Source organism: Enterobacter sp. RHBSTW-00994, from assembly GCF_013782625.1.
GTDB lineage: Bacteria > Pseudomonadota > Gammaproteobacteria > Enterobacterales > Enterobacteriaceae > Enterobacter.
The window spans coordinates 518,790-540,945 of the sequence record NZ_CP056199.1 but is presented as its reverse complement, the minus strand read 5'-3'; the positions used below and the strand labels follow the sequence as shown (position 1 = coordinate 540,945).

Here is a 22,156-nt window from a genome sequence, read left to right as displayed (position 1 = left end):
CAATAAGGTCTAACTCTACATTATGGAAAGCAATATTTAATGCGAAGCCAAGAAACCAACATGAATCAAATACTTACCAGTATCATATATACTCAAAATTCCTGTCTTTTTGAGGATGAACCAGCACGCTTTGTCACAAAAATACAAGGAGATGTTATTCTTCTCAATGAATTTGATGAAGAAATCGTTGCAGGAAAAGTTAAGTATTTCTTTATCAATACAATGGCTGCAGATTGTGGACCTGACTATTTATTAGATTTAGTTTCAAACACTGAGCCATTTATCGGAGAAATCTATCGACCAAATAGCTTTGAGTTTAAAAAGAAAATAGAAAACCTGTCTGAATTTGGAATATACAATACTAACCTTCTTATACTCGACCGCCTAGAAATCCTACCTGAATTCCGTGGTAATGACTATTCAAGAAGAATAATTGATGACGGCATTAAAAATTTCGGTTCCAATGCTGGCTTGATGGCATTAAAAGCGTTTCCTTTGCAACTTGAATATCATGATGAAAACAAGTTACAGGATGACTGGAATAAAAGAATGAATATAGACAGGACCGATAAAGATGAGAAAAAAGCCTTTACGAAACTCATAAGTTATTATAGAAAGCTCGGATTTAAGAAAATAAACAAAAACAACATCATGGTTAAACCCATTGAATAAAAAATATTACCATCATATTTGTAGAGGCTAAAGATGAAATTCTTTAGTTTCTACAAATAGTTTCTGACTGCTTAATATGTCCCTCAAATTTATTGTTCTCCTGTCTCTGGGTAAACAGGAGAGTCATCGTCATGCAATACCGTACTTTGCTGACCTGCTCCCCGTTGATTAATACACCCCGATGTTAGTAATGTCTTCATAAGCCACATGAGGACATCCCCATGAAGAAGCGTTTTTCCGACGAACAGATCATCAGTATTCTTCGCGAAGCGGAAGCCGGAGTTTCTGCCCGTGAGCTCTGCCGTAAGCACGCAATTTCCGATGCCACTTTCTACACCTGGCGCAAGAAGTTTGGTGGCATGGAAGTTCCTGAGGTGAAGCGGCTTAAATCTCTTGAAGAGGAGAACGCCCGCCTCAAGAAGCTACTTGCCGAAGCCATGCTGGATAAGGAGGCACTTCAGGTGGCTCTGGGGCGAAAGTACTGACGACAGGCCAGAAGCGGGAAGCCGTTGAGTTTATGTGTGATGCGACCGGTCTGTCGCAACGTCGTGCCTGCAGGCTTACGGGTTTGTCCCTGTCGACCTGCCGCTATGAGGCTCAGCGTCCGGCAGCTGATGCACATTTATCAGGGCGCATCACTGAGCTGGCACTGGAGCGCAGGCGTTTTGGCTACCGCCGCATCTGGCAGCTGCTGCGTCGGGAGGGCCTTCACGTCAATCACAAGCGGGTATACCGTATTTACCACCTTAATGGACTGAGCGTAAAACGCAGACGACGCCGTAAAGGGCTGGCAACCGAACGGTTTCCGCTTCTGCGCCCGGATGCGCCGAACCTGACATGGTCGATGGATTTCGTTATGGACGCACTGGCCAACGGTCGGAGGATCAAGTGCCTGACCTGTGTGGATGATTTCACGAAGGAGTGTCTGACGATCACCGCTGCTTTCGGTATTTCAGGCGTTCATGTCACGCGTATTCTGGGCAGCATCGCGCTGTTTAGGGGCTATCCGGCGACAATAAGAACCGATCAGGGCCCGGAATTTACCTGCCGCGCGCTCGATCAATGGGCCTTTGAGCATGGTGTGGAACTACGGCTTATCCAGCCTGGTAAGCCAACGCAGAACGGATTTATTGAGAGTTTTAACGGACGCTTTCGCGATGAGTGTCTGAATGAACACTGGTTCAGCGATATTCTTCATGCCCGGAAAACGATTAATGACTGGCGGCAGGATTATAACGAGTGCCGTCCCCATTCATCGCTGGATTACCAGACACCAGCTGAATTCGCAACGGACTGGCGAAACAGGAAATATGAAGAAAAACCAACCGACATTACTAACTGAAGGTTGTATCTAATCCTGGGGGCAGGTCAAAGCCACAACCAACATTTTTAATGTCTATATAAATGCCGGGGTACTTTGCTCCTGTTTCCATCCGATATAAACAGCCCAGCTCCGATAATGACTAAATGCCAGCATCCCCCGACTCCACCTCATCCTGCGCCGCCATCAGTACCAACTCTGACTTTGACACCAACAAATCTTTCGGCTTCCCACCTCTCAACCTGCGATTAGCCGAGCCAAACCAGATAGCCAGTCCCCACGGCGTTTTGCGTTCCTTGAACAGCGAGAGTATCAACCTCACAACCTTAAGAGGCCGCATTTTCTCATCCAGAACATAATCCGGGTACAAATCCTCCCCGTCGACCTTCAGCGAGAATATCTTCCCGGCAGCTTTCCAGCCTTTCGGGCCAGCATCAGGATCGGCGGAACGAAAACCCGCTTTTGCCGATAACTCAGACGCCGTCAGCCAATCCGAGTCAGCGAGTATTCTGGCTTTCAGCTCCTCCAGCTGCCGGTCATTGCGCTCCTGGAAGCTCATATGGTCGAGTGCGCCTCCCGGCGATTTTTTGAAGCCATACGGCACCACATGCCTAAAGCGGTTCGCATCCAGGTAATCGGCCCACCACTGCATCATCTCCCGGCGCTCTTCGAGATGCTGCGCCTTATGGATATACGCCGCCCGCACGCGCTTGCGCTCCTGATGGCTCATCTGGCGCTCTACCGCGTCGCTTGACCACAGGCCCGACTCCACCAGCGCGCTACAGGCCATAGTGCGAAAACCGTGGCCACAGACATCTTTCTGGGTGTCGTAGCCCATCACCCGCAGCGCTTTGTTGATGGTGTTTTCACTCATCGGCTTGCGGTAATTGTGATCACCGGGGAATACCAGTTCAGTTCCCGGTCGGCAATGCTGCCGCACCTCGCGCAGCAGTTCGATGGCCTGATGCGACAGAGGCACCAGGTGTGGAGATCGCATCTTCGCGCCACGCGAAGAGTACTTAACGCCGGGGATCGGCTCACGCTCAGCGGGGATGGTCCACATGGCGTTATGCAGGTCAATTTCATCCCAGCGGGCAAAGCGCAGTTCGCTGGAGCGGATAAACAGCAACAGCGCCAGCTTTACCGCCAGTTGAGTCAGTTGACGGCCTTTGAAATCGTCGACTCTTTCCAGGAAATCAGGGATAAGATTCAAATCCAGCGCGGGATGGTGACGTACTTTGGGCGTGGAGACCGCGCCGGTTAAATCTGATGCAGGGTTATGATCGATGATGCCGTTCTGGACGGCGTAGCGCATCACGCAGGCAGTGCGCTGCTGAAGCCGGGAAGCAACATCCAGTTTGCCCGCTTTCTCCACCTCTTTGATGGGTACCAGCAGGTCTTTGACCTTCATCTTAGTGATGTCACAACTGCCGTTCGTGGGAAAGACGTAAAGTTCGAAATAACGCAGCACCCGCTTCTTATGTTCCGCCGACCAGTTCACGTTGCTGGAGACCCATTCGCGCGCCACGGACTCGAACGTATAAAGGGGCTCTCCACCCCGCTTTTCCTCTCTGCGTTTTTCCGCCGGATTAATGCCTTCTAAAATAAGCCTTCTTATATCCGCTTGCTTCTCTCTTGCCAGTGCCAGAGAAATAAGCGGATAAGGGCCTAATGCCATACGGTTCTCTTTGTTTCCAAAGCGAAATTTCAGATACCACAGCTTAGATCCGCTGGGGTTAACCTGAATGTAAAGACCGTGACAGTCAGAGTGCCTGTATGCCTTGCCAAGCGGCCTGGCATGCCGGATTGCGAGATCTGTAAGCGCCATTTGGGGGTCACTCCTCTATCGAACCGGGTTTGCCCCCTTTTTTGCCCCCAAATCGCGTGGATGTCAATGGATGAAAAATGACCAACACGGAAAGACCACAAAATAAATATAGTTATTACCGAAAAATAAATTATCTTTGAATTACAGACGGATATGGACGAATTTGGACGAAAATGGACACAAAAAAAGCCACCCTTAGGTAGCTAATTATTGCATCACTTGGTGCCGAAGGCCGGACTCGAACCTAACTCTCCGTAACCTGCTGTTATCGCGTATACCTTCGAATGTAAGAACGAAATTGTAGGATCACTTCGTGAGGGGTTCTAGTGAAAAGAACGCGTTCATTGCTGCTTCCCTGGTGACCATAGCCGAAACATCAACTCAGACCCACCACCAGGTGAAATATTAAGGTCTCCCCTCATCTCTACCAGCAACAACGACAGTAACTCATCATGACGTTCAAGGGTTCGGCTCGGATTACTTGATTTTATTTCGTCCTGAAAGGATTGCAGGGCTTTGATAACAGGCACAGGAGCAATAAGATTAAGATTGTTACAGGCTAATGCGAACCGCTTTTGCCCCTGAAAATTGCTATCGCCTTCAAGGATGTCACTCAGACTAGAAACAAGTTCTTTATAGTGCTCTAGGCGTTCTTTTCGTAGCTCGGCTTCTCGTTCGCGTTTTTTCGTGAACCAGTAGCTAACAACTGCAACGGTCAATGCCGTAGAGGACGCAATTACTGCCGTGACAATTTCAAATGCCATCAACACAACCCCGCTATTCCATTCATATCTCGATGTAGAAAAACGCCACCGTAACGCCTATGTAACGCACCTGTATTTCGATGTTTTTCGCCCCTCCAGAAACAAGAAGTATGTGCAACCGGGCATAATCAATCGTCTATATATACTGTCCATTCATACAGAAGACGGAATTTATAAACTTATACCTGCGCTACTTCTCCAGTTTGTCCCAACGCACCGCTGACACAATGCCCCAATTGCCGCTAGGATTTGGCCTACGCCATTTTGCCGTCTCCATGCCACGGAGATACTCAAGTGCTTCGGAAAACGTGCCAAAACGCTTCTGAGCCGCTTTATCACCTACGCCAAACGAACCATCACGGGTGCTCGCCAAACCGGGGTGAAAACACGAGCCATCGGCCGCGTATGGAACCAACAGTTCTGGGTCGTTATCTTCGGATGAATCAGACGCTAACAACCGCCACGGCTCAACGCTCAGGGCGTTAGCCAGCACCTCAATGGCATCAAGGGACGCATTAGAGCCACCGCGTTCAATGCGGCTCATATAGCTACGTGCAAACCCACACCGATCGGCAAAGGCCTCCTGGCTCAATCCGGTGGCTATGCGCAGTTCTTTTACCCGCTCGCCAAATTGTATTCTCAGGGATTTTTTCATTCCCTGAATGTGCAGCTTTGACCACTGTAAGGCCACGCTCCACATAAGACATTTTGAATCTAACTTTGCGTTAGCGAGCTTAGTCACTCGCATTAGTCGCCTGTATCATGACAACCGCCAATGATTCAAAATAAACACCAATAGTGACATTTTGAACCTAGCAAGTATGATGATCGTCATCGGTTGGGCGTCACCAGCGTTCGCTATCAAGCGCGATGCTGTTTGGAAAATGAGGGAATCATGGCGGGATCAGACTTTATATTACCGATAGCAGTTGGGGCCGTGCTTAGCTGGGCTAGTTATAGTGTGGTCGCGCATGTTGTATCAAAACGGCAGATCAGCACGCTACGCGCAATTACATGGGGGATTCTCGGCACTCTCTCATTGGTGCCGGGCGTATGCGCCTTTTCCGCTGTAGGTGCAGAACAACCGCCAGCAAAACAAAATGCCTTATGTTCAGGTAACAGCCCAGAATGCTATGCGAAAACGCACCACAACCCGGTCAGGGAGTGCAGGCAGGTAATGGACAAGAAAGCGACGTTCCGTCATGTATGGTCAGGCAACGAAGAACAATCGCAATTCACCACCTACCTCTGGCACGACGAGAACAAACGAACTATTCAAATGTTCGGACAACAGGCTAAGGCAATTAATAGCCTGGGGATGCTAACACCACTTCAATATTTCTGTATTTTTAACGCCAACACCGGGGAAGTCATCGCGGCTTCGTTTGAGTAACCACCATAAGCCCCCCAAATTCATAAGTGGGGGCATTCCACCTCGTAGAGCTTCCTTGCAGCTCTAACCGGAAACGGTGCCACAATCTTTCTTACGCTTTGAATCTCCCACGCTAACCAGCCCGGCTCAAAACTCGATGCACAAGCAGCTTCAACATCCTCAGGGGTGAAGTCCCGGATTTGTCCAAGTGTGACGATCGCAACAGCCTGACCGATGTCCTCATCTCCTTCATTCATGAGGAACTTATGGTTTTCTACAATCAAAACCGCTTCATTCTCACCAAGAGCGGGGTGCCAGCGACGTATCTCAAGCTTTTTTTGTCCGTCAGCGATCTTTGAACCTCCGGGGTAAACTACAGATAAAGCTTTCATTTGATCTCCATTAGAACCGCTATACAACGAGTTATCACCCAAGGGCTTCGAGAAGCAATAAACGTTTAAAGCAACGCGGCTATAGTCGCTCTGGAAACGCCGTATTCACGCGCTAAGGCACTGACACTGGTTCCATTATTCTTTTTCTCGATAATCGCTCTACGGTCTGCTGGTGCGATTTTAGAGGGTCTTCCCAGCTTCTTACCTTCGGCTTTTGCCCGCGACAAACCCGCCTGGGTCCGCTCAATCAGCAGGTCACGTTCCATCTCAGCAACCGCTGCCAGCATTGACAGCAGGAGCTTACCCGCAGCGGAGGTGAGATCCGTTGCGCCAAGCTGGTGGACAATGACCTTGATATTACGCTCTGCCATCGCCCTGACCGTTTGCAGGACGTCAATAGCATCACGCCCGAGGCGATCCAACTTCGCTACAACCAGCGTTTCACCTTCACGGATCTTACCAAGCAACTCAGAGAACGCTTTACGCTGCATGGCCGGAACCTTCCCGCTGACAACATCGGCAAACCAGAAGTCAATTTGCCATCCCGCTTGTTCAATCTCCAGTCTCTGGTTCTCAGTTTCCTGCTGCGATGTAGAAACACGCCCGTAGCCAAAAGTCGCCATAGTAATCACCTCATCCGGCCCCTGCCAGAAAACGGTGTCAACAATAGGACGCCTGCCAACAATTGCCAAGGCTAATTTTCCAACAGTCTGGGAGTCACCTCAAAAGAGATGCCGGAAAACGGTCGTTTGTTGGCATGGTGTTGAACGCTATAGCGACACATGGCCCAAAGAGGCATGATAAGAAAACTCATTTTAAATATCGGAATACATGATGCTGGATTCACTTCTCCCGTAGCGGTGAAGACCTAACTCTCGTTCTGCTGGGTGCTAGGTATAATCAAAATCATGTTGAACCATAGATTCAAAATGTTACTATTGGAGAACATTGTCGGGGTTTTGGTATACAGACGCTTACCCGAAATGGCGCATCAACAAGGCTCTGCCGCTAGCGTAGCGGAGCCGGGGTGAAAAGAGGGGTCGCACTATTACCCACTGGTCTAGTTCCGAAAGGCGGCGTATGCCAGAGTGCGTGAGGTTATACAGGGTGCTGAGTCTTGGACTTGCATAACCAATACCCAATAGTGAGTTATCATGTTTTGCAAAAGGCTTACTCCGGTGAGTCTTTTTTAAAGCAGAGTAGCTCATATCGCCGATCCAAGCAGGGACCCAGAGAAGAGGTTACAACTCCGGAAGCCTGATTAGCCAAGGATCTCACTGCAAAGCATCGCATTGATCCCTTGGGCTAGTTTTGCTCCCCAGAGAAGAGGTTTAATAAAACATATAAAACAAAACAAGAAGTTAAGAAGAAAACACAACCAAGAAACCAAAACCTTCCTGTCTTGATATTTCAGCTTAATCCCCACCAGAAACACTCAACCAATACGACAAAAGCTACCGGAAAAATTGTCGCGCGAAAAAGTGGATCTCCTAGGTTTGCCAGCCCCACTTTCAGGCATTGCGTCCAAAAACTTCGGCGGTGGCAGGCTTTTCCTTATAGAGGCAAACAGCCTACGAAGTTAAGCGGTGCGGTAAAGCTAAAGCTCGCCCAGATTTCTCATTGATTGCTCGATCTCCGCTACTCTTGTTTCAACTGGCTTCACCAGAAACTCTATGAGAGCGCCGCGAATTCTGCACCATGATTTCCACTACCTTCTTTAAGAAACTCGCCAGAGAGCTTCCCAGCGCGTCTGAGGCTCTTGCTGCTTCTGCTTACGGATGACTGTCTGATTAGTGGTAGCTTCATGGCCCAGTCCGGTTTACTTTATTGCTATCAATCAGGAACCGCCCAGAGGGCGATACGGAGATAACGTTTGAGAACCGTCGAAATACTGCAATACACCTTACACAAAGGCACCGGCACCGCTTTTCACGCCATCATGCAGGAAATCAGCGTTCCCCTACACCAACGCCACGGGATCGACGTTGTGTCGTTTGGCTACTCGTTACATGATTCCGATTGCTACTATCTGATTCGTGCCTTTGACAGTGCTGAAAGCATGGTTGCGGTTCTCGATGCTTTTTACGCAAACGCAGACTGGCGCAACGGCCCACGCGAAGAGATTATTCTCAGCATCGTGACCAGCATTAAAACAGTGATGAACCTGCCACCGGAAAGCGTAGAAGGGCTACGGGTGCAATCGTAGGTCAACTGGATTCGCCAGACGCGTTTTAGGGTCTCCAAATTTAGCACTATGAATTCCACTACGCTCAATGAAAAATGCGCCAGGGAGCTTCCCTGCGCATTGAAGCTCTACTCAACTGAATAGTAACCCCGGATTAGTCTGCTTGTTTGCCGCTTTTTCTTCGCAACGCATCTCTAACAGCATCCAACCCGTCAGGAATGTTGAATTTCGCTATCACAGGCAACGAAAAATCAATTTTCTTCACGACTTCAATCATATGAATCGGTTTGAGATCTTTGCTATACCGCACTTCTGTTTCAGTTTCACCTCGCACATGTCCGACTAGCTGCGCACGTAATTCCGGGATGACACCCTTCTCTTTAAGTAAGGTTGAGACAGAGTGGCGAAACGAGTGAAAAGACTTTGTTCTGTTCCTCTCAAGTTTCAATCGACGTGCCAACAGCGATTCATTGAACCATGCGGAAACCGGTCTACCATAGCCTTTAGTTTTATGCGGCTTGAGTTCGGGGAACAGGCGGACATACCCGGCATCTTTTAAGGCGTTCACGTAGTCTATAAAACCGAGACCAATAAGCGTGGAGTGAATCGGAATCTTGCGACGAGCATTGGCATTTTTTAGTTTCTTTCCGCTTTCGCTATCGCTTTCAAGGTTCAAGTAGTAAACACCGTCTTCTGTCAGAACATCATCAAGCAGCAATTGCGCGATTTCATTAACTCGCGCCCCCGTCAGTAGCCCCAGCAAAGGTGCCCAATAGTGAAACGGGCAATATTGATGGAATCGTCCTTGCACGTTACGTTCACCGGTTCCAGCCACAAACCATGGAAGTGAAAAAATCGCCTTAATTTCATGCGGTTCAAACACGTCAGTGTGATCCTGATCTCGCTCGTCTTTATCATCGCGCGGGAAAAAGTTTTCGCATGGCGATTTCAGCAGTTTGCCATCAGCAACAGCCCACTTCATTGCACCATAAAGGCCATTGATATACTTCCTGACGGATTCCTCAGTCATCAACTTATCGCCGCATTCTGCCGATTTGGTAATTAAATCATCCAGCGTTTTCACTCCATATTTAGCTTTGACTAAATTCCGGTTTGCCGGGATCGTGCGCAGCTTGCTCTCATAAACCCGGAGGAAATCGCGATCAAAATCTTCCAGTTGAATGTCGCCCATCGCTTCAATCATAAAACCGAAGTAGTTACGGATATCACCTATAGCCGACTCCGATACCTTGCCCTTGCGCCGATGCTTTACATACTCAGAACATAACCACGACAGGCTCTTGGTGTAATACTTTCGATTAACATACTCGTTATCGATAGTGGGGACCGGAGCGGCAAGAGGTGCGGCAGAATGAACGCCAATGGCTGGAGGAATCGTCTTAGCCAGCCAATCAAGTCGGAGGCTTTCTGCATGGATTTTATTGATCAGCAGCGTATCGGGCTTAATTACCGGACAACTGGAGGTGAAAAACCAACCGCCTTTAGCTTCGCTTCCGGCAGTTTTGAACACCGAAGCTTCTGAATAACCATCGCTAATAATGTTACGCAAATGCGCTGGTTGCGCAGTGAGTTGCAGATAACCTTTAGCAATACCCTCTATGCCCTGCTCTTCGCCGTAGTTAAGCACGTAGCTGCCATCAAGAGGGTCTAACTCAGCCTCAGAGAGGGCCTCAACATAAAAGCCGACCTGCCCCGTCGCCAACCAGAACACTGGCAAATTGCGATTTGTCACCGCCTGAATCAACTGCGATACAGGCAACTCGATTGACTGAGCAAAGTTAGCAAGCGAGATCATGCCCTCTCCGGCAAGCAGCGGGGCAGAGTCATTTAAAGATCGGTAATCCAATTGTTCATACTCTTGTAAGGTCTGATACCAGACCGCCAACAGGAGCGCGGACTTCTGCTTTGCTTCATGAAGATCATGAGTGCCTGTTGAAGTGTGAATCTCACACTGTCCTGCGTATCGACGAAAACGTTGGGGAACGCTAATGCGGACAACATAAATGCCGCTGGTTCGACGATAGAGGTTATAACGCTGAGACATCGCCTCGTATACCCTTTTGTAGTAGGGCTACGCGATTACGAGCAGAAATATGGGAAAAGTTATTTAAAAACAACTAATTAGATGAGTCTTGGTGCCGAAGGCCGGACTCGAACCGGCACGTATTTCTACGGTTGATTTTGAATCAACTGCGTCTACCGATTTCGCCACTTCGGCACTGAAGGGGATGCGGAAACGTTGTGGATTATACCTGTCGCGCGCCGCCTTGCAAGCGGCGACACGCTAAACCTGTGCTAAGTGTCGAAAAAACAAGCGCACAGCCTAATCCAGCTCCGAAACCGCCAGCCGGATCACCCCGGCGGCCTGCTTCTCAGGCAGCTTCAACACCTTCGCCCACATCTCCTGTACCATGTCGCACGAAAGCTTCTCTTTGCCTACCGCCTGCTCCGGCATCTGCAACAGCTGAATGTCCTCGCCATACTTGTCAGCCAGTTCCTTCATAATCGGGCGCACATCTGCCACTGCGGCTTCACGCTCTTCCGGGGTAACGGTGTGGCGATCTTTACCGTAGGCTGCGCGCATCATGTCAGCATCAGCCTGCATACGGCGTTGCGTCATCGGTTTATCAAGCACACGCATCGGGTTCACACCGCCTTTCACCGCCGGGTAAAGAAAGCGAAAACAGGCATCGTCGCTCACCTTCTGGATGGCGGCGGTCTGTTCCATATTCGCCTTCATATACTCCACCACATTGGCATCTGGCGCGTTTTGCAGACGTGACATCTGTAGATTGAGGATCTGCGGCTGGATCACATCAATAATGTGTTGTTCAGGCTCGCCCGCTTTTTGCATGGTGAGGATCTGCTCGCGGATGCGTTGCTGTAGCGCGGGCTCCTGCTCTTTAAGCACTTGCCAGGCAGGCATCGCGTTGAGGGTGGTATCAAGCTGCTGTTCAGGATTTTGCTGCTGCCGCTGTTTATCGAAATAGACCCAGAAGGCCACAGCGGCGGCAATAACAGCGACAACGACAATACGTGTCCAGGTTTTTCTCATGGTATCTCGCATCCTTTTGATGTGCCGGTTTACACCGGCACGCCGCTATGGAAGCGAAACTCGTTATCCGGTGTCGAGATAAGTGTGGCTTCAATTTCACCAAAAAGCTGTATGCGGGAAGAGATATCCTTATCACTCACCTGCTGAGCAAGTGTCAGATAGTCCTGATAATGCCGCGCTTCAGAGCGTAGCAGCGAGAGATAAAACGTCTGCAATTCATCGTCCAGGAACGGGGCCAGCGCGGCGAAGCGCTCACAGGAACGGGCTTCGATGTATGCGCCGCAAATCAGCTTGTCGATCAGTGTCAGCGGTTCGTGAGTACGCACTTCTTTGAGCATTCCTTTGGCGTAGCGGCTGGCGGTGATTTTGACGTACGGAATATTACGCGTCAGCATCGCCTCACGCACCTGCCAGAAGTGGTGCAGTTCTTCTTTTATCAGCAGCACCATACTGTCGATAAGCGCCTGGCCCCAGGGGTCGTTCGTTTTGGGCATCACGCTTTTGCCAATTTTCCTGTGCAAGGCAACAAAATCCGGTTCCGGCCCTTCGCGGAAAGTGAATGCTTCGTAAGGTTTGAGCCAGTCGAGAAGCGCGTTTGCCCCCGTCTCATCGGCAACATATTTACGTACCAGAAGCAGTGCCGTCTGCGCAGCTTTAAGCTCACATACCATATGGTCGGTAAGCAACAGCGGCAAGTTGGCCGGGTCTCGGGCTTTATCAATCCATGCTTGCGGGGTCGGGCACTGGAGGAACGAGAGGACAGGAGAGAGTATCTGCGGGTAATCCATTTTTGACCTTTTAATGCGGCAGCCGAAGCTGCCGCAGATAACACTTAGTGGCGCACGCCATCGTCGTCTTCATCGACGAAATCTTCATCGTCTTCGTCGTCGCCATCTTCACCGTTTGGATCTTCGAAGTAGGTTCCCCAGCCGTCGTATTCCACGTCAAATTTCTCAGCCAGGTTCATCAGCTGTTCAACCTGGGCGTCAATCAGCTCTGCTTTCAGCGCGCCTTCGCTCAGGATGTCACAACAGATGACGGTATCACCCTCTTCAACTTCCAGCTCTTCCGGCTCGGTCACTTCGTAACCCAGTTTGAAGGCTTCTACCGCCATTTTTTCCAGTGCTTCGAAATCGTCGGCGGAGAAATGGTGCTCGATGGTGTACAACGCGTCCGGATCGCTACCGTCTTCCAGCAGCTCCTCAATAATCAGACGCGTCTCTTCGCGTTGCTCTTCCAGTAATTCCGGGTTTGCCATGGCTCATTCCTCTTTAAAGTGCGGCAGATACTTCTATTTTCACACACGGACGTGTTTGCCTCCACCTTTGTAAGAAAGATTTGTTAAACAGTGTTGCAAATGAATATTCATACATATAAAGTGAATTTTAATTCAATAAGTGGCGTTCGCCATGTGGGGATAACATGTCTGATCTGTATAAGAAACACTTTCTGAAATTGCTCGATTTTACGCCTGCACAGTTCACCTCTTTGCTGACACTTGCCGCACAGCTCAAAGCTGATAAAAAAAATGGCACGGAAGTACAAAAGCTTACCGGTAAAAACATCGCGCTCATCTTCGAAAAAGACTCAACCCGCACACGATGCTCTTTCGAAGTTGCCGCATATGACCAGGGCGCTCGCGTTACCTATCTCGGGCCGAGCGGCAGCCAGATTGGGCATAAAGAGTCAATTAAAGATACTGCGCGCGTGCTTGGGCGGATGTACGACGGTATTCAGTACCGTGGTCACGGCCAGGAAGTGGTTGAAACGCTGGCTGAATATGCAGGCGTCCCGGTATGGAATGGGCTGACTAACGAGTTCCACCCCACGCAGTTGCTGGCCGATTTGCTCACCATGCAAGAGCACCTGCCGGGCAAGGCGTTTAATGAGATGACGCTGGTCTACGCTGGCGATGCGCGTAATAACATGGGTAACTCGATGCTGGAAGCCGCAGCACTGACCGGGCTGGACCTGCGTCTGGTTGCGCCAAAAGCCTGTTGGCCGGAAGAGAGTCTGGTCGCAGAGTGCAGCGCATTAGCCGTGAAAAACGGCGGCAAAATCACCCTGACCGAAGATGTGGCAGCCGGTGTGAAAGGCGCTGATTTCATTTATACCGACGTATGGGTATCGATGGGCGAGCCAAAAGAGAAATGGGCGGAGCGTATTGCGCTGTTACGCGGTTACCAGGTGAATAGCCAGATGATGGCGCTGACCGGCAACACGAACGTGAAGTTCCTGCACTGCCTGCCTGCGTTCCACGACGACCAGACCACGCTCGGCAAGCAGATGGCGAAAGAGTACGCTCTGCATGGCGGGATGGAGGTCACAGACGAAGTCTTTGAATCTGCTGCCAGCATTGTGTTCGACCAGGCAGAAAACCGCATGCACACCATTAAAGCGGTGATGGTCGCGACGCTTGGGGAGTAATTCTCCTCACTTTAGCCCTCTCCCCACAGGGGAGAGGTATTGCTCCAAACGCTCTTTTCTTCCCCCGCACTTTGGGGAAAGGGATCACCCCACCAGCATCTTCACAACGACTTTACGAACTTTTGCCGGCGTCCCTACCGCACACAGCGGCTTATGCACTTCTCCCGGATAAAACACCACAAAATCCCCTTCGCTCAACACCACGGTTTTTTCCAGCTCGCCTTCCGGCAAGAACGCGATGTCTTTATCCGCCAGCCAGTCTGTGTCTGGCGTACCGTGAGGCAGCGTGCTGAAGGTCATCCCTTCCTGACCTTGCATGATGATCTGGATATCAAGGTAGCGAGCATGGTACTCCGCACGACGTTCAGCAAATGGCTGAGTCATGTCTTCTGACACCAGATAAAACAGACGGTTACCATCGATATCATGTTTACCGAGCGACGTCTCGTCAGTGACATGCGCTTTAACATGCTCAATCGCCTGTTGTAACGCTTCCGGCAGCCAGGACTGCAAATGGTGAATATTGCCAACAATCATGATTCAACCCTTAATATAAAACATTGTTTCAATTTCATCTTTTATACGGAAATTTCAACTGCCATACCACCACTTTTTCAAAGAGATTTGCGCAAGCGCATGTTTATCGGGAAACATGTTAATTCGCTGTTAACCGCTAACAGGCAATTATGCAGTGGTTATGCATAACGTAAGATTGCGTGCGTTGCACACAAGCACTAACCAATTGATTAGTAAAACCAAATAACATTACTCGCTACCACTTCACACTTTGTCATTTTGATAATTTGCGCTATAAACCAATAATTATTTATTGATTTTCCTTAAGTCGAAAATAGTTAATTGTTATTTATGCATAGCCATTCCACAAATTAAAAATAAACCTTTAAAATCAAACCAATAGCTATTTATTTCAAAATATTAAAATACACAAAATAATAACAAATACAAATAACGAAAAAGATTTCTGCTTAGCTATTCATCCCACAATTAGACCAAATTAATCATTATCTGATACGAATCATGCAACTGAAAACAAACCTTTAAATATCCAGTTCCGCGTGAGCATCATCACAATATGAAATATCTAACCGCCTACTATGAGCCGTGAAATCAATTGAGCCTGGTCGCCATGCAAATAAACATCCCGCATGGCTCAGCCCTTTTTATTCTGAAAAAAGTTAAAGGGATAATTATGGAAAAGCATTACGTCGGTTCTGAAATTGGTCAATTGCGTAGCGTTATGCTGCACCGTCCAAATTTAAGTTTGAAACGTTTAACGCCATCGAATTGTCAGGAGTTGTTATTCGATGATGTGTTATCGGTTGAACGTGCGGGCGAAGAGCATGATATATTCGCAAACACGCTGCGTGAGCAGGGTGTGGATGTCCTGCTGTTGACCGACCTGATCACCCAAACACTTGATATTACAGATGCTAAAGCCTGGTTGCTGGATACCCAAATCTCTGATTATCGCCTCGGTCCTACATTTGCTAATGACGTTCGTGGCTGGCTGGCGGATATGCCGCACCGGGAACTGGCACGTCGGTTAAGCGGCGGATTAACGTATGGCGAAATCCCTGCATTTATTAAAAATATGGTTGTCGATACCCACACGGCGAATGATTTTATTATGAAGCCGCTGCCAAACCATTTATTTACTCGTGATACCTCATGCTGGATCTATAACGGCGTGTCAATTAACCCAATGGCAAAACCTGCTCGCCAGCGTGAAACAAATAACCTGCGCGCTATATACCGCTGGCATCCTGCCTTTGCCGATGGTGATTTTATTAAATACTTTGGTGACGAGAACATTAATTACGATCACGCCACTCTGGAAGGCGGCGATGTATTAGTCATTGGCCGTGGCGCGGTATTAATTGGATTATCCGAACGCACCACTCCACAAGGCGTGGAATTTCTCGCCAACAGCCTGTTCAAACACCGCCAGGCCGAGCGTGTGATTGCCGTTGAACTGCCAAAACACCGCTCCTGTATGCACCTCGATACCGTTATGACCCACATCGATGTGGATACCTTCTCCGTCTACCCGGAAGTGGTTCGCAAAGATGCCCAGTGCTGGACGCTTACCCCAGACGGACACGGTGGCCTGCAACGCACGCAAGAAACGGACCTGCTACACGCCATCGAAAAAGCGCTGGGGATCACGCAGGTACGCCTGATCACCACCGGCGGCGATGCCTTTGAAGCAGAACGCGAACAGTGGAACGACGCCAACAACGTACTGACCATTCGCCCCGGCGTGGTAATTGGCTACGAGCGCAACATCTGGACCAACGAGAAGTACGACAAAGCTGGCATCACCGTACTGCCTATTCCTGGCGATGAACTGGGACGTGGCCGCGGCGGCGCACGCTGCATGAGTTGCCCACTGGAACGCGACGGAATTTAAAGGAGTCATCATGGAAAGAAAACCCACTCTGGTCGTGGCACTCGGCGGTAATGCCTTGCTCAAACGCGGCGAACCACTGGAAGCCGATATCCAGCGTCAGAATATTGATTTAGCCGCGCGCACCATTGCCGGGCTTACGGCGCAGTGGCGCGTGGTACTGGTTCACGGCAATGGGCCGCAGGTTGGTTTGCTGGCACTGCAAAACAGCGCGTATGACAAAGTAGCGCCATACCCGCTCGATATTCTTGGGGCGGAAAGCCAGGGGATGATTGGCTACATGCTCCAGCAATCGCTGAAAAACAACCTTCCACAGCGCGATGTGAGCGCCCTGCTCACGCAGGTAGAAGTGGATGGCAATGATCCGGCTTTCCGTAACCCGACCAAGTACATCGGACCGGTCTACAGCCAGGAACAGGCCAACACGCTACAAGCGGAAAAAGGCTGGGTATTCAAGGCTGACGGCAGCTACTTCCGCCGCGTCGTTCCCTCACCGCAGCCTAAACGCATTGTAGAGAGTGATGCCATCACCGCGCTTATCCAGCGCGATCACCTCGTGATCTGCAACGGCGGCGGCGGTGTACCGGTTGTGGAAAACGCCAACGGTTATCACGGCATCGAGGCGGTGATCGACAAAGATCTCTCCGCCGCCCTGCTGGCACGCCAGATAGAAGCCGACGCGCTGCTGATCCTGACCGATGCCGATGCGGTGTACCTCGACTGGGGCAAACCCACTCAGCGCCCACTGGCGCAGGTTACGCCTGAACTGCTTAAAGAGATGCAATTCGACGCCGGCTCGATGGGGCCGAAAGTCGCCGCCTGCCGTGAATTTGTTGAAACCTGTAACGGCATCGCCGGGATCGGTGCACTGGCCGATGGCGCGGAGATCCTCGCCGGTGAGAAAGGCACGCTGATTCGCCGCTAAGCAGCATTCTCCCCTCTTCCTGACCCACTCCCCAGAGAGAGGGCTGGGGTGAGGGCATCAGACAGCTAAAATTAAAAAAGGATTTACACATGACTATCAACCTGAAAAACCGCAACTTTCTCAAACTGCTGGACTACACCCCAACAGAGATCCAATACCTGATCGACCTCGCCATCGAGCTGAAAGCCGCCAAAAAAGCCGGACGTGAAAAACAAACGCTGGTCGGTAAAAACATCGCCCTGATTTTTGAAAAAACCTCTACCCGCACCCGCTGTGCCTTTGAAGTTGGCGCATTTGACCAGGGCGCACAGGTCACTTACCTCGGCCCTAGTGGTTCACAGATTGGCCATAAAGAGTCGATGAAAGACACCGCCCGCGTACTGGGCCGCATGTATGACGGCATTGAGTACCGCGGTTATGGGCAGGAGATCGTCGAAGAGCTGGGTGAATTTGCCGGTGTTCCGGTGTGGAATGGACTGACCAACGAATTCCATCCCACACAAATCCTCGCAGACCTGATGACCATGCTGGAACACGCCCCAGGCAAAACCCTGCCTGAGCTGAGCTTTGCCTACCTGGGCGATGCGCGTAACAACATGGGCAACTCCCTGATGGTCGGCGCAGCCAAGATGGGCATGGATATCCGCCTGGTTGCACCGAAATCCTTCTGGCCGGAAGCTGCGCTGGTTGAACAGTGCCGCGCCATCGCCAAAGAAACCGGCGCACGCATCACCCTCACCGATGATGTGGAAGAAGGTGTTCACGGAACAGACTTCCTCTACACCGACGTCTGGGTATCGATGGGCGAACCAAAAGAAGCCTGGGCTGAACGCGTCAGTCTGATGAAACCGTACCAAATCAACGCTGACGTGATGAAAGCCACGGGCAACCCGAACGTGAAATTCATGCACTGCCTGCCAGCCTTCCACAACGAACACACCAAAGTGGGTCGCGAAATCGAAATGGCCTACGGCCTGAAAGGGCTGGAAGTGACGGAAGAGGTCTTTGAATCACCAAACTCTATCGTCTTTGACGAAGCAGAAAACCGCATGCACACCATTAAAGCGGTCATGGTGGCGACACTCGGCGATTAATCACCGCCCGGCGTACCACGGGGTGCGCCGGGATTCAGGAGAACATCATGGGCAAGTTCAAGTTTCCCTCCGCTTACACCATTCTCTTTTTTCTGATTGCCGTGGTGGCAGCTCTGAGCTGGGTTGTTCCGGCCGGGCAATACCAAATGGCAATGAATGAAACCCTCGGTAAAGAGGTTCCGATTGCCGGGACTTACGCACACGTAGCCGCACATCCGCAGGGCATTATCTCAGTTCTCATGGCCCCCATCGCCGGGCTGTACGATCCAGTGTCAGGCCAGGCAGGTGCGATCGACGTAGCGCTGTTCATTCTGATCATCGGGGGATTTCTCGGGATCGTCACCAAAACCGGGGCGATTGACGCCGGGATCGAGCGCGTCACCACCCGGCTTCGCGGACGTGAAGAGTGGATGATCCCGATCCTGATGGCGCTATTTGCCGCTGGCGGTACGATTTACGGCATGGCGGAGGAGTCACTGCCGTTCTACACGCTGCTCGTGCCGGTCATGCTCGCCGCACGTTTTGACCCGGTTGTTGCAGCTTCTACCGTTCTGCTGGGTGCTGGGATCGGCACGCTGGGGTCAACCATTAATCCGTTTGCAACCGTGATTGCCGCAAACGCGGCGGGGATCCCCTTCACCAATGGGATCGCTCTGCGCGTGGCACTGCTGGTGATAGGCTGGATCATCTGCGTGGCATGGGTGATGCGTTACGCCCGTAAAGTCCGCAACGATCCGTCGCTGTCGATCGTGGCAGACAAACAGGAAGAAAATCACGCCCACTTCCTCGGTAACAAAGGCGAACAGTCGCTGGAATTTACCCCGGTGCGCAAAGTCATCCTGGTGATTTTCGCCCTGGCCTTCGCGGTCATGATTTACGGGGTTGCGGTACTGGGATGGTGGATGGCGGAGATCTCGGCGGTATTTCTTGCCAGTGCCATCATTGTCGGCCTGATCGCCCGAATGAGCGAAGAAGAACTGACCTCGACATTTATCAACGGTGCACGGGATTTGCTGGGCGTCGCGCTGATTATCGGTATCGCGCGCGGTATCGTAGTCATCATGGATAAGGGCATGATTACCCACACCATTTTGCATAGCGCTGAAGGGCTGGTGAGCGGGCTGTCCACGGTGGCGTTTATCAACGTGATGTACTGGCTGGAAGTCGTATTGTCATTTCTTGTGCCTTCTTCATCCGGACTGGCCGTTCTGACGATGCCGATCATGGCTCCGCTCGCCGATTTCGCTAACGTCAATCGCGACCTTGTTGTGACCGCGTACCAGTCTGCATCCGGTATCGTTAACCTGGTGACGCCAACGTCTGCTGTTGTCATGGGCGGGCTGGCTATCGCTCGCGTTCCTTACGTGCGTTATCTGAAGTGGGTTGCGCCGCTGCTGGGTATTCTGACCGTGGTCATTATGGCGGCCCTTAGCCTGGGTGCGCTTCTCTAAATTTGCCGGATGGCGCTGTGCTGTTCCGGCCTACGGTCCGGTGCAGTGCCACCGGACATTTTGGCAACTTACATGGGATTTATATATGACGGACTATGGTGATTACTCTCCAAAAGAGCAGCTACAGCTGGCAGTGTGTCAGCGTCTGATTACTGAAAAGAGTTATCTCTCCCAGGAAGAAATACGCCGCGACTTGCAGGATCACGGTTTCGACAGCATTAGTCAGTCCACCGTCTCACGTCTGCTCAAGTTGCTCGGTGTCATAAAAATACGAAATGCCAAAGGCCTAAAGATTTATTCGCTGAATCCTCAACTCCGCCCCGCCCCCGATGCTGCGCGTTCCATATCCGAAATGGTGGTCAGTGTTGAACACAATAGCGAGTTTATCCTTATTCATACCGTTGCTGGATATGGCCGTGCAGTGGCGCGCATTCTGGATTATCACCAGTTACCGGAAATATTAGGAGTGGTTGCCGGAAGCAGTATTGTCTGGGTCGCCCCTCGTGTGGTGAAGCGCACTGCCCTGGTGCATAAACAAATTAATTATTTACTCAGAACGAATTAATATTCACAAAGAACCGTTTGCATTGAGTAAAGCGTGCATTAAATCGCTTGATAAGAAAAGCGAGCTGCGTATAATGCCCGACAATTTGCCGGGAGGAAGCATGGTCAAGCGTGTACGACATACTGTCTTACCGCGTCTGAAATCAGACGCTGGCCTGCCGTTTTTCTTCCCGTTGATAACCCTATTCCCAGGGCCCCTCATTTGAGGGGCTTTTTTTTGCCCGGCGTCAGGAGATAAACATGAATCCGCTTTATCAAAAACATATCATTTCCATAAACGACCTCAGCCGCGACGAGCTGGAACTGGTTCTGGAAACCGCGGCAAAACTGAAAGCGAACCCGCAACCGGAACTGCTGAAGCATAAGGTGATTGCGAGCTGTTTCTTCGAAGCCTCTACCCGCACGCGCCTGTCATTTGAAACCTCCATGCACCGCCTCGGGGCAAGCGTGGTGGGTTTCTCTGACAGCAGTAATACATCGCTGGGGAAAAAAGGTGAAACGCTGGCGGATACGATTTCGGTGATCAGCACCTATGTCGATGCAATTGTGATGCGCCACCCGCAGGAAGGCGCGGCACGTCTGGCAACCGAGTTTTCAGGCGGTATTCCGGTTCTGAACGCCGGAGATGGCGCGAACCAACACCCGACGCAAACCCTGCTGGATCTGTTTACCATTCAGGAAACCCAGGGACGCCTGGAAAACCTGAACATCGCCATGGTCGGCGACCTGAAATACGGTCGTACAGTTCACTCGCTGGCGCAGGCACTGGCGAAATTTAATGGCAACCGTTTCTACTTCATCGCACCGGTTGCACTCGCGATGCCACAGTACATCCTCGACATGCTTGATGAAAAAGAGATGACGTGGAGCCAGCACGCCAGCATCGAAGAGGTGATGGGCGAGGTGGATGTTCTGTACATGACGCGTGTACAAAAAGAGCGTCTGGACCCGTCGGAATACGCCAACGTGAAAGCGCAGTTTGTCCTGCGCGCCAGCGACCTCGAGGGCGCACGTAGCAATATGAAAGTGCTGCACCCGCTGCCACGCATCGACGAGATCGCCACCGACGTGGATAAGACGCCGCACGCCTGGTATTTCCAGCAGGCCGGAAACGGTATCTTCGCTCGCCAGGCGTTACTGGCACTGGTTCTGAATCGCGAATTAGCACTGTAAGGGGAAACGACAATGACACACGATAACAAACTTCAGGTCGAGGCCATCAAACGTGGCACTGTGATTGACCACATCCCTGCGCAGGTAGGCTTCAAGCTGCTGACGCTGTTTAAACTGACGGAAACCGACCAGCGCATCACCATCGGTCTGAACCTGCCCTCCGGTGAAATGGGCCGCAAAGACCTGATCAAAATCGAAAATACGTTCCTGACTGACGAGCAGGTTAACCAGCTGTCACTGTACGCACCACATGCCACGGTTAACCGTATCGACGAGTACGAAGTGGTGGGCAAATCCCGTCCGAGCCTGCCTGAACGCATCGACAGCGTGCTGGTTTGCCCAAACAGTAATTGCATCAGTCATGCTGAGCCGGTTTCATCCAGTTTTGCAGTGAAAAAACGCGCAGATGACATTGCACTCAAATGCAAATACTGTGAAAAAGAGTTTTCTCATTATGTGGTGCTGGCCAACTAATTGAGGTTGG

Annotated in this window: 23 protein-coding genes, 1 tRNA gene and 1 pseudogene; 13 read left to right on the top strand and 12 right to left on the bottom strand. The window is 50.8% G+C overall.

Features of this window, described 5'->3' with window-relative positions:
- Positions 1-60 precede the first annotated feature (60 nt).
- Complete coding sequence (locus HV346_RS02565) at positions 61-672, top strand: hypothetical protein (RefSeq protein WP_181622054.1); 612 nt, start codon at positions 61-63, stop codon at positions 670-672.
- 221 nt (positions 673-893) lie between these two features.
- Positions 894-2,014, top strand: a protein-coding gene (locus HV346_RS02560) for an IS3 family transposase (RefSeq protein WP_181622053.1) whose coding sequence is annotated in 2 segments (ribosomal slippage) — positions 894-1,152 and positions 1,152-2,014 — 1,122 coding nt in all. Because the reading frame shifts where the segments join, the coding sequence is not laid out codon by codon here.
- A gap of 121 nt (positions 2,015-2,135) precedes the next feature.
- Here HV346_RS02560 and HV346_RS02555 read toward each other — a convergent pair.
- The 3 genes from HV346_RS02555 to HV346_RS02545 form a co-directional block, all read right to left on the bottom strand.
- Positions 2,136-3,821: an integrase arm-type DNA-binding domain-containing protein gene (locus tag HV346_RS02555; RefSeq protein ID WP_181622052.1), complete on the bottom strand. Its 1,686-nt coding sequence runs from the start codon at positions 3,819-3,821 to the stop codon at positions 2,136-2,138.
- Between the two features lie 341 nt (positions 3,822-4,162).
- Positions 4,163-4,585: a hypothetical protein gene (locus HV346_RS02550; RefSeq protein WP_181622051.1), complete on the bottom strand. Its 423-nt coding sequence runs from the start codon at positions 4,583-4,585 to the stop codon at positions 4,163-4,165.
- A 190-nt stretch (positions 4,586-4,775) separates the two neighbouring features.
- On the bottom strand, positions 4,776-5,240 hold the full coding sequence (locus tag HV346_RS02545) for a helix-turn-helix transcriptional regulator (RefSeq protein WP_181622050.1): 465 nt from the start codon (positions 5,238-5,240) through the stop codon (positions 4,776-4,778).
- A 240-nt stretch (positions 5,241-5,480) separates the two neighbouring features.
- Between HV346_RS02545 and HV346_RS02540 the strand changes: the two genes are divergently transcribed.
- Complete coding sequence (locus HV346_RS02540; RefSeq protein ID WP_181622049.1) at positions 5,481-5,978, top strand: hypothetical protein; 498 nt, start codon at positions 5,481-5,483, stop codon at positions 5,976-5,978.
- Between the two features lie 20 nt (positions 5,979-5,998).
- Here the strand turns inward: HV346_RS02540 and HV346_RS23365 are convergent, their stop codons facing one another.
- Both HV346_RS23365 and HV346_RS02530 read right to left on the bottom strand, forming a co-directional pair.
- Complete coding sequence (locus HV346_RS23365; protein WP_181622048.1) at positions 5,999-6,349, bottom strand: ASCH domain-containing protein; 351 nt, start codon at positions 6,347-6,349, stop codon at positions 5,999-6,001.
- Between the two features lie 65 nt (positions 6,350-6,414).
- Positions 6,415-6,972: a recombinase family protein gene (locus tag HV346_RS02530; RefSeq protein WP_181622047.1), complete on the bottom strand. Its 558-nt coding sequence runs from the start codon at positions 6,970-6,972 to the stop codon at positions 6,415-6,417.
- Positions 6,973-8,222: 1,250 nt separating this feature from the next.
- Between HV346_RS02530 and HV346_RS02525 the strand changes: the two genes are divergently transcribed.
- Positions 8,223-8,555 (top strand): NIPSNAP family protein, encoded by a 333-nt coding sequence (locus HV346_RS02525; RefSeq protein ID WP_181622046.1) that lies wholly within the window; start codon positions 8,223-8,225, stop codon positions 8,553-8,555.
- A gap of 133 nt (positions 8,556-8,688) precedes the next feature.
- On the opposite strand, the gene HV346_RS02520 is transcribed toward HV346_RS02525, so the two are convergent.
- The 5 genes from HV346_RS02520 to rraB form a co-directional block, all read right to left on the bottom strand.
- Positions 8,689-10,599, bottom strand: coding sequence for a site-specific integrase (locus HV346_RS02520; protein ID WP_181622045.1), 1,911 nt, complete (start codon positions 10,597-10,599; stop codon positions 8,689-8,691).
- An 89-nt stretch (positions 10,600-10,688) separates the two neighbouring features.
- Positions 10,689-10,773 (bottom strand) — tRNA-Leu (locus HV346_RS02515).
- A gap of 105 nt (positions 10,774-10,878) precedes the next feature.
- Positions 10,879-11,610 (bottom strand): topoisomerase II, encoded by a 732-nt coding sequence (locus tag HV346_RS02510; RefSeq protein WP_181622044.1) that lies wholly within the window; start codon positions 11,608-11,610, stop codon positions 10,879-10,881.
- A 29-nt stretch (positions 11,611-11,639) separates the two neighbouring features.
- Positions 11,640-12,398, bottom strand: coding sequence for a tRNA isopentenyl-2-thiomethyl-A-37 hydroxylase MiaE (gene miaE, locus HV346_RS02505; protein ID WP_181622043.1), 759 nt, complete (start codon positions 12,396-12,398; stop codon positions 11,640-11,642).
- A gap of 44 nt (positions 12,399-12,442) precedes the next feature.
- On the bottom strand, positions 12,443-12,868 hold the full coding sequence (rraB, locus tag HV346_RS02500; protein WP_181622042.1) for a ribonuclease E inhibitor RraB: 426 nt from the start codon (positions 12,866-12,868) through the stop codon (positions 12,443-12,445).
- Positions 12,869-13,032: 164 nt separating this feature from the next.
- On the opposite strand from rraB, the gene argF (HV346_RS02495) reads away from it, so the two are divergent.
- Positions 13,033-14,037: an ornithine carbamoyltransferase gene (gene argF, locus HV346_RS02495; RefSeq protein WP_181622041.1), complete on the top strand. Its 1,005-nt coding sequence runs from the start codon at positions 13,033-13,035 to the stop codon at positions 14,035-14,037.
- Between the two features lie 84 nt (positions 14,038-14,121).
- On the opposite strand, the gene HV346_RS02490 is transcribed toward argF (HV346_RS02495), so the two are convergent.
- Positions 14,122-14,574 (bottom strand): YhcH/YjgK/YiaL family protein, encoded by a 453-nt coding sequence (locus HV346_RS02490; RefSeq protein ID WP_181622040.1) that lies wholly within the window; start codon positions 14,572-14,574, stop codon positions 14,122-14,124.
- 673 nt (positions 14,575-15,247) lie between these two features.
- Here HV346_RS02490 and arcA point away from each other — a divergent pair.
- From arcA to HV346_RS02465, 5 genes are all read left to right on the top strand, one after another.
- Entirely contained in the window at positions 15,248-16,468 is a 1,221-nt protein-coding gene (gene arcA / locus HV346_RS02485; protein WP_181622039.1) for an arginine deiminase, read from the top strand.
- A gap of 10 nt (positions 16,469-16,478) precedes the next feature.
- Positions 16,479-17,390, top strand: coding sequence for a carbamate kinase (gene arcC, locus HV346_RS02480; protein WP_181622038.1), 912 nt, complete (start codon positions 16,479-16,481; stop codon positions 17,388-17,390).
- Between the two features lie 89 nt (positions 17,391-17,479).
- Positions 17,480-18,484: an ornithine carbamoyltransferase gene (argF, locus tag HV346_RS02475; RefSeq protein ID WP_181622037.1), complete on the top strand. Its 1,005-nt coding sequence runs from the start codon at positions 17,480-17,482 to the stop codon at positions 18,482-18,484.
- A 47-nt stretch (positions 18,485-18,531) separates the two neighbouring features.
- A complete protein-coding gene (locus HV346_RS02470) occupies positions 18,532-19,935 on the top strand; it encodes a YfcC family protein (RefSeq protein ID WP_181622036.1) in 1,404 nt (467 codons plus the stop codon).
- An 85-nt stretch (positions 19,936-20,020) separates the two neighbouring features.
- Positions 20,021-20,500 carry an arginine repressor gene (locus tag HV346_RS02465; protein WP_181622035.1) on the top strand — a complete coding sequence of 160 codons (480 nt, stop codon included), beginning with the start codon at positions 20,021-20,023 and terminating at the stop codon, positions 20,498-20,500.
- Here the strand turns inward: HV346_RS02465 and HV346_RS02460 are convergent.
- Positions 20,497-20,621, bottom strand: a pseudogene (locus HV346_RS02460) (hypothetical protein). The gene HV346_RS02465 and the pseudogene HV346_RS02460 sit on opposite strands and share 4 nt — an antisense overlap.
- Between HV346_RS02460 and HV346_RS02455 the strand changes: the two are divergent.
- The 3 genes from HV346_RS02455 to pyrI are packed head-to-tail and all read left to right on the top strand — an operon-like array spanning position 20,601 to position 22,146.
- Positions 20,601-20,705 (top strand): pyrBI operon leader peptide, encoded by a 105-nt coding sequence (locus HV346_RS02455; protein ID WP_181622034.1) that lies wholly within the window; start codon positions 20,601-20,603, stop codon positions 20,703-20,705. The pseudogene HV346_RS02460 and the gene HV346_RS02455 sit on opposite strands and share 21 nt — an antisense overlap.
- Before the next feature lie 34 nt (positions 20,706-20,739).
- Positions 20,740-21,672 (top strand): aspartate carbamoyltransferase, encoded by a 933-nt coding sequence (gene pyrB / locus HV346_RS02450; protein WP_181622033.1) that lies wholly within the window; start codon positions 20,740-20,742, stop codon positions 21,670-21,672.
- Positions 21,673-21,684: 12 nt separating this feature from the next.
- A complete protein-coding gene (pyrI, locus tag HV346_RS02445; RefSeq protein ID WP_181622032.1) occupies positions 21,685-22,146 on the top strand; it encodes an aspartate carbamoyltransferase regulatory subunit in 462 nt (153 codons plus the stop codon).
- Positions 22,147-22,156: the final 10 nt, after the last annotated feature.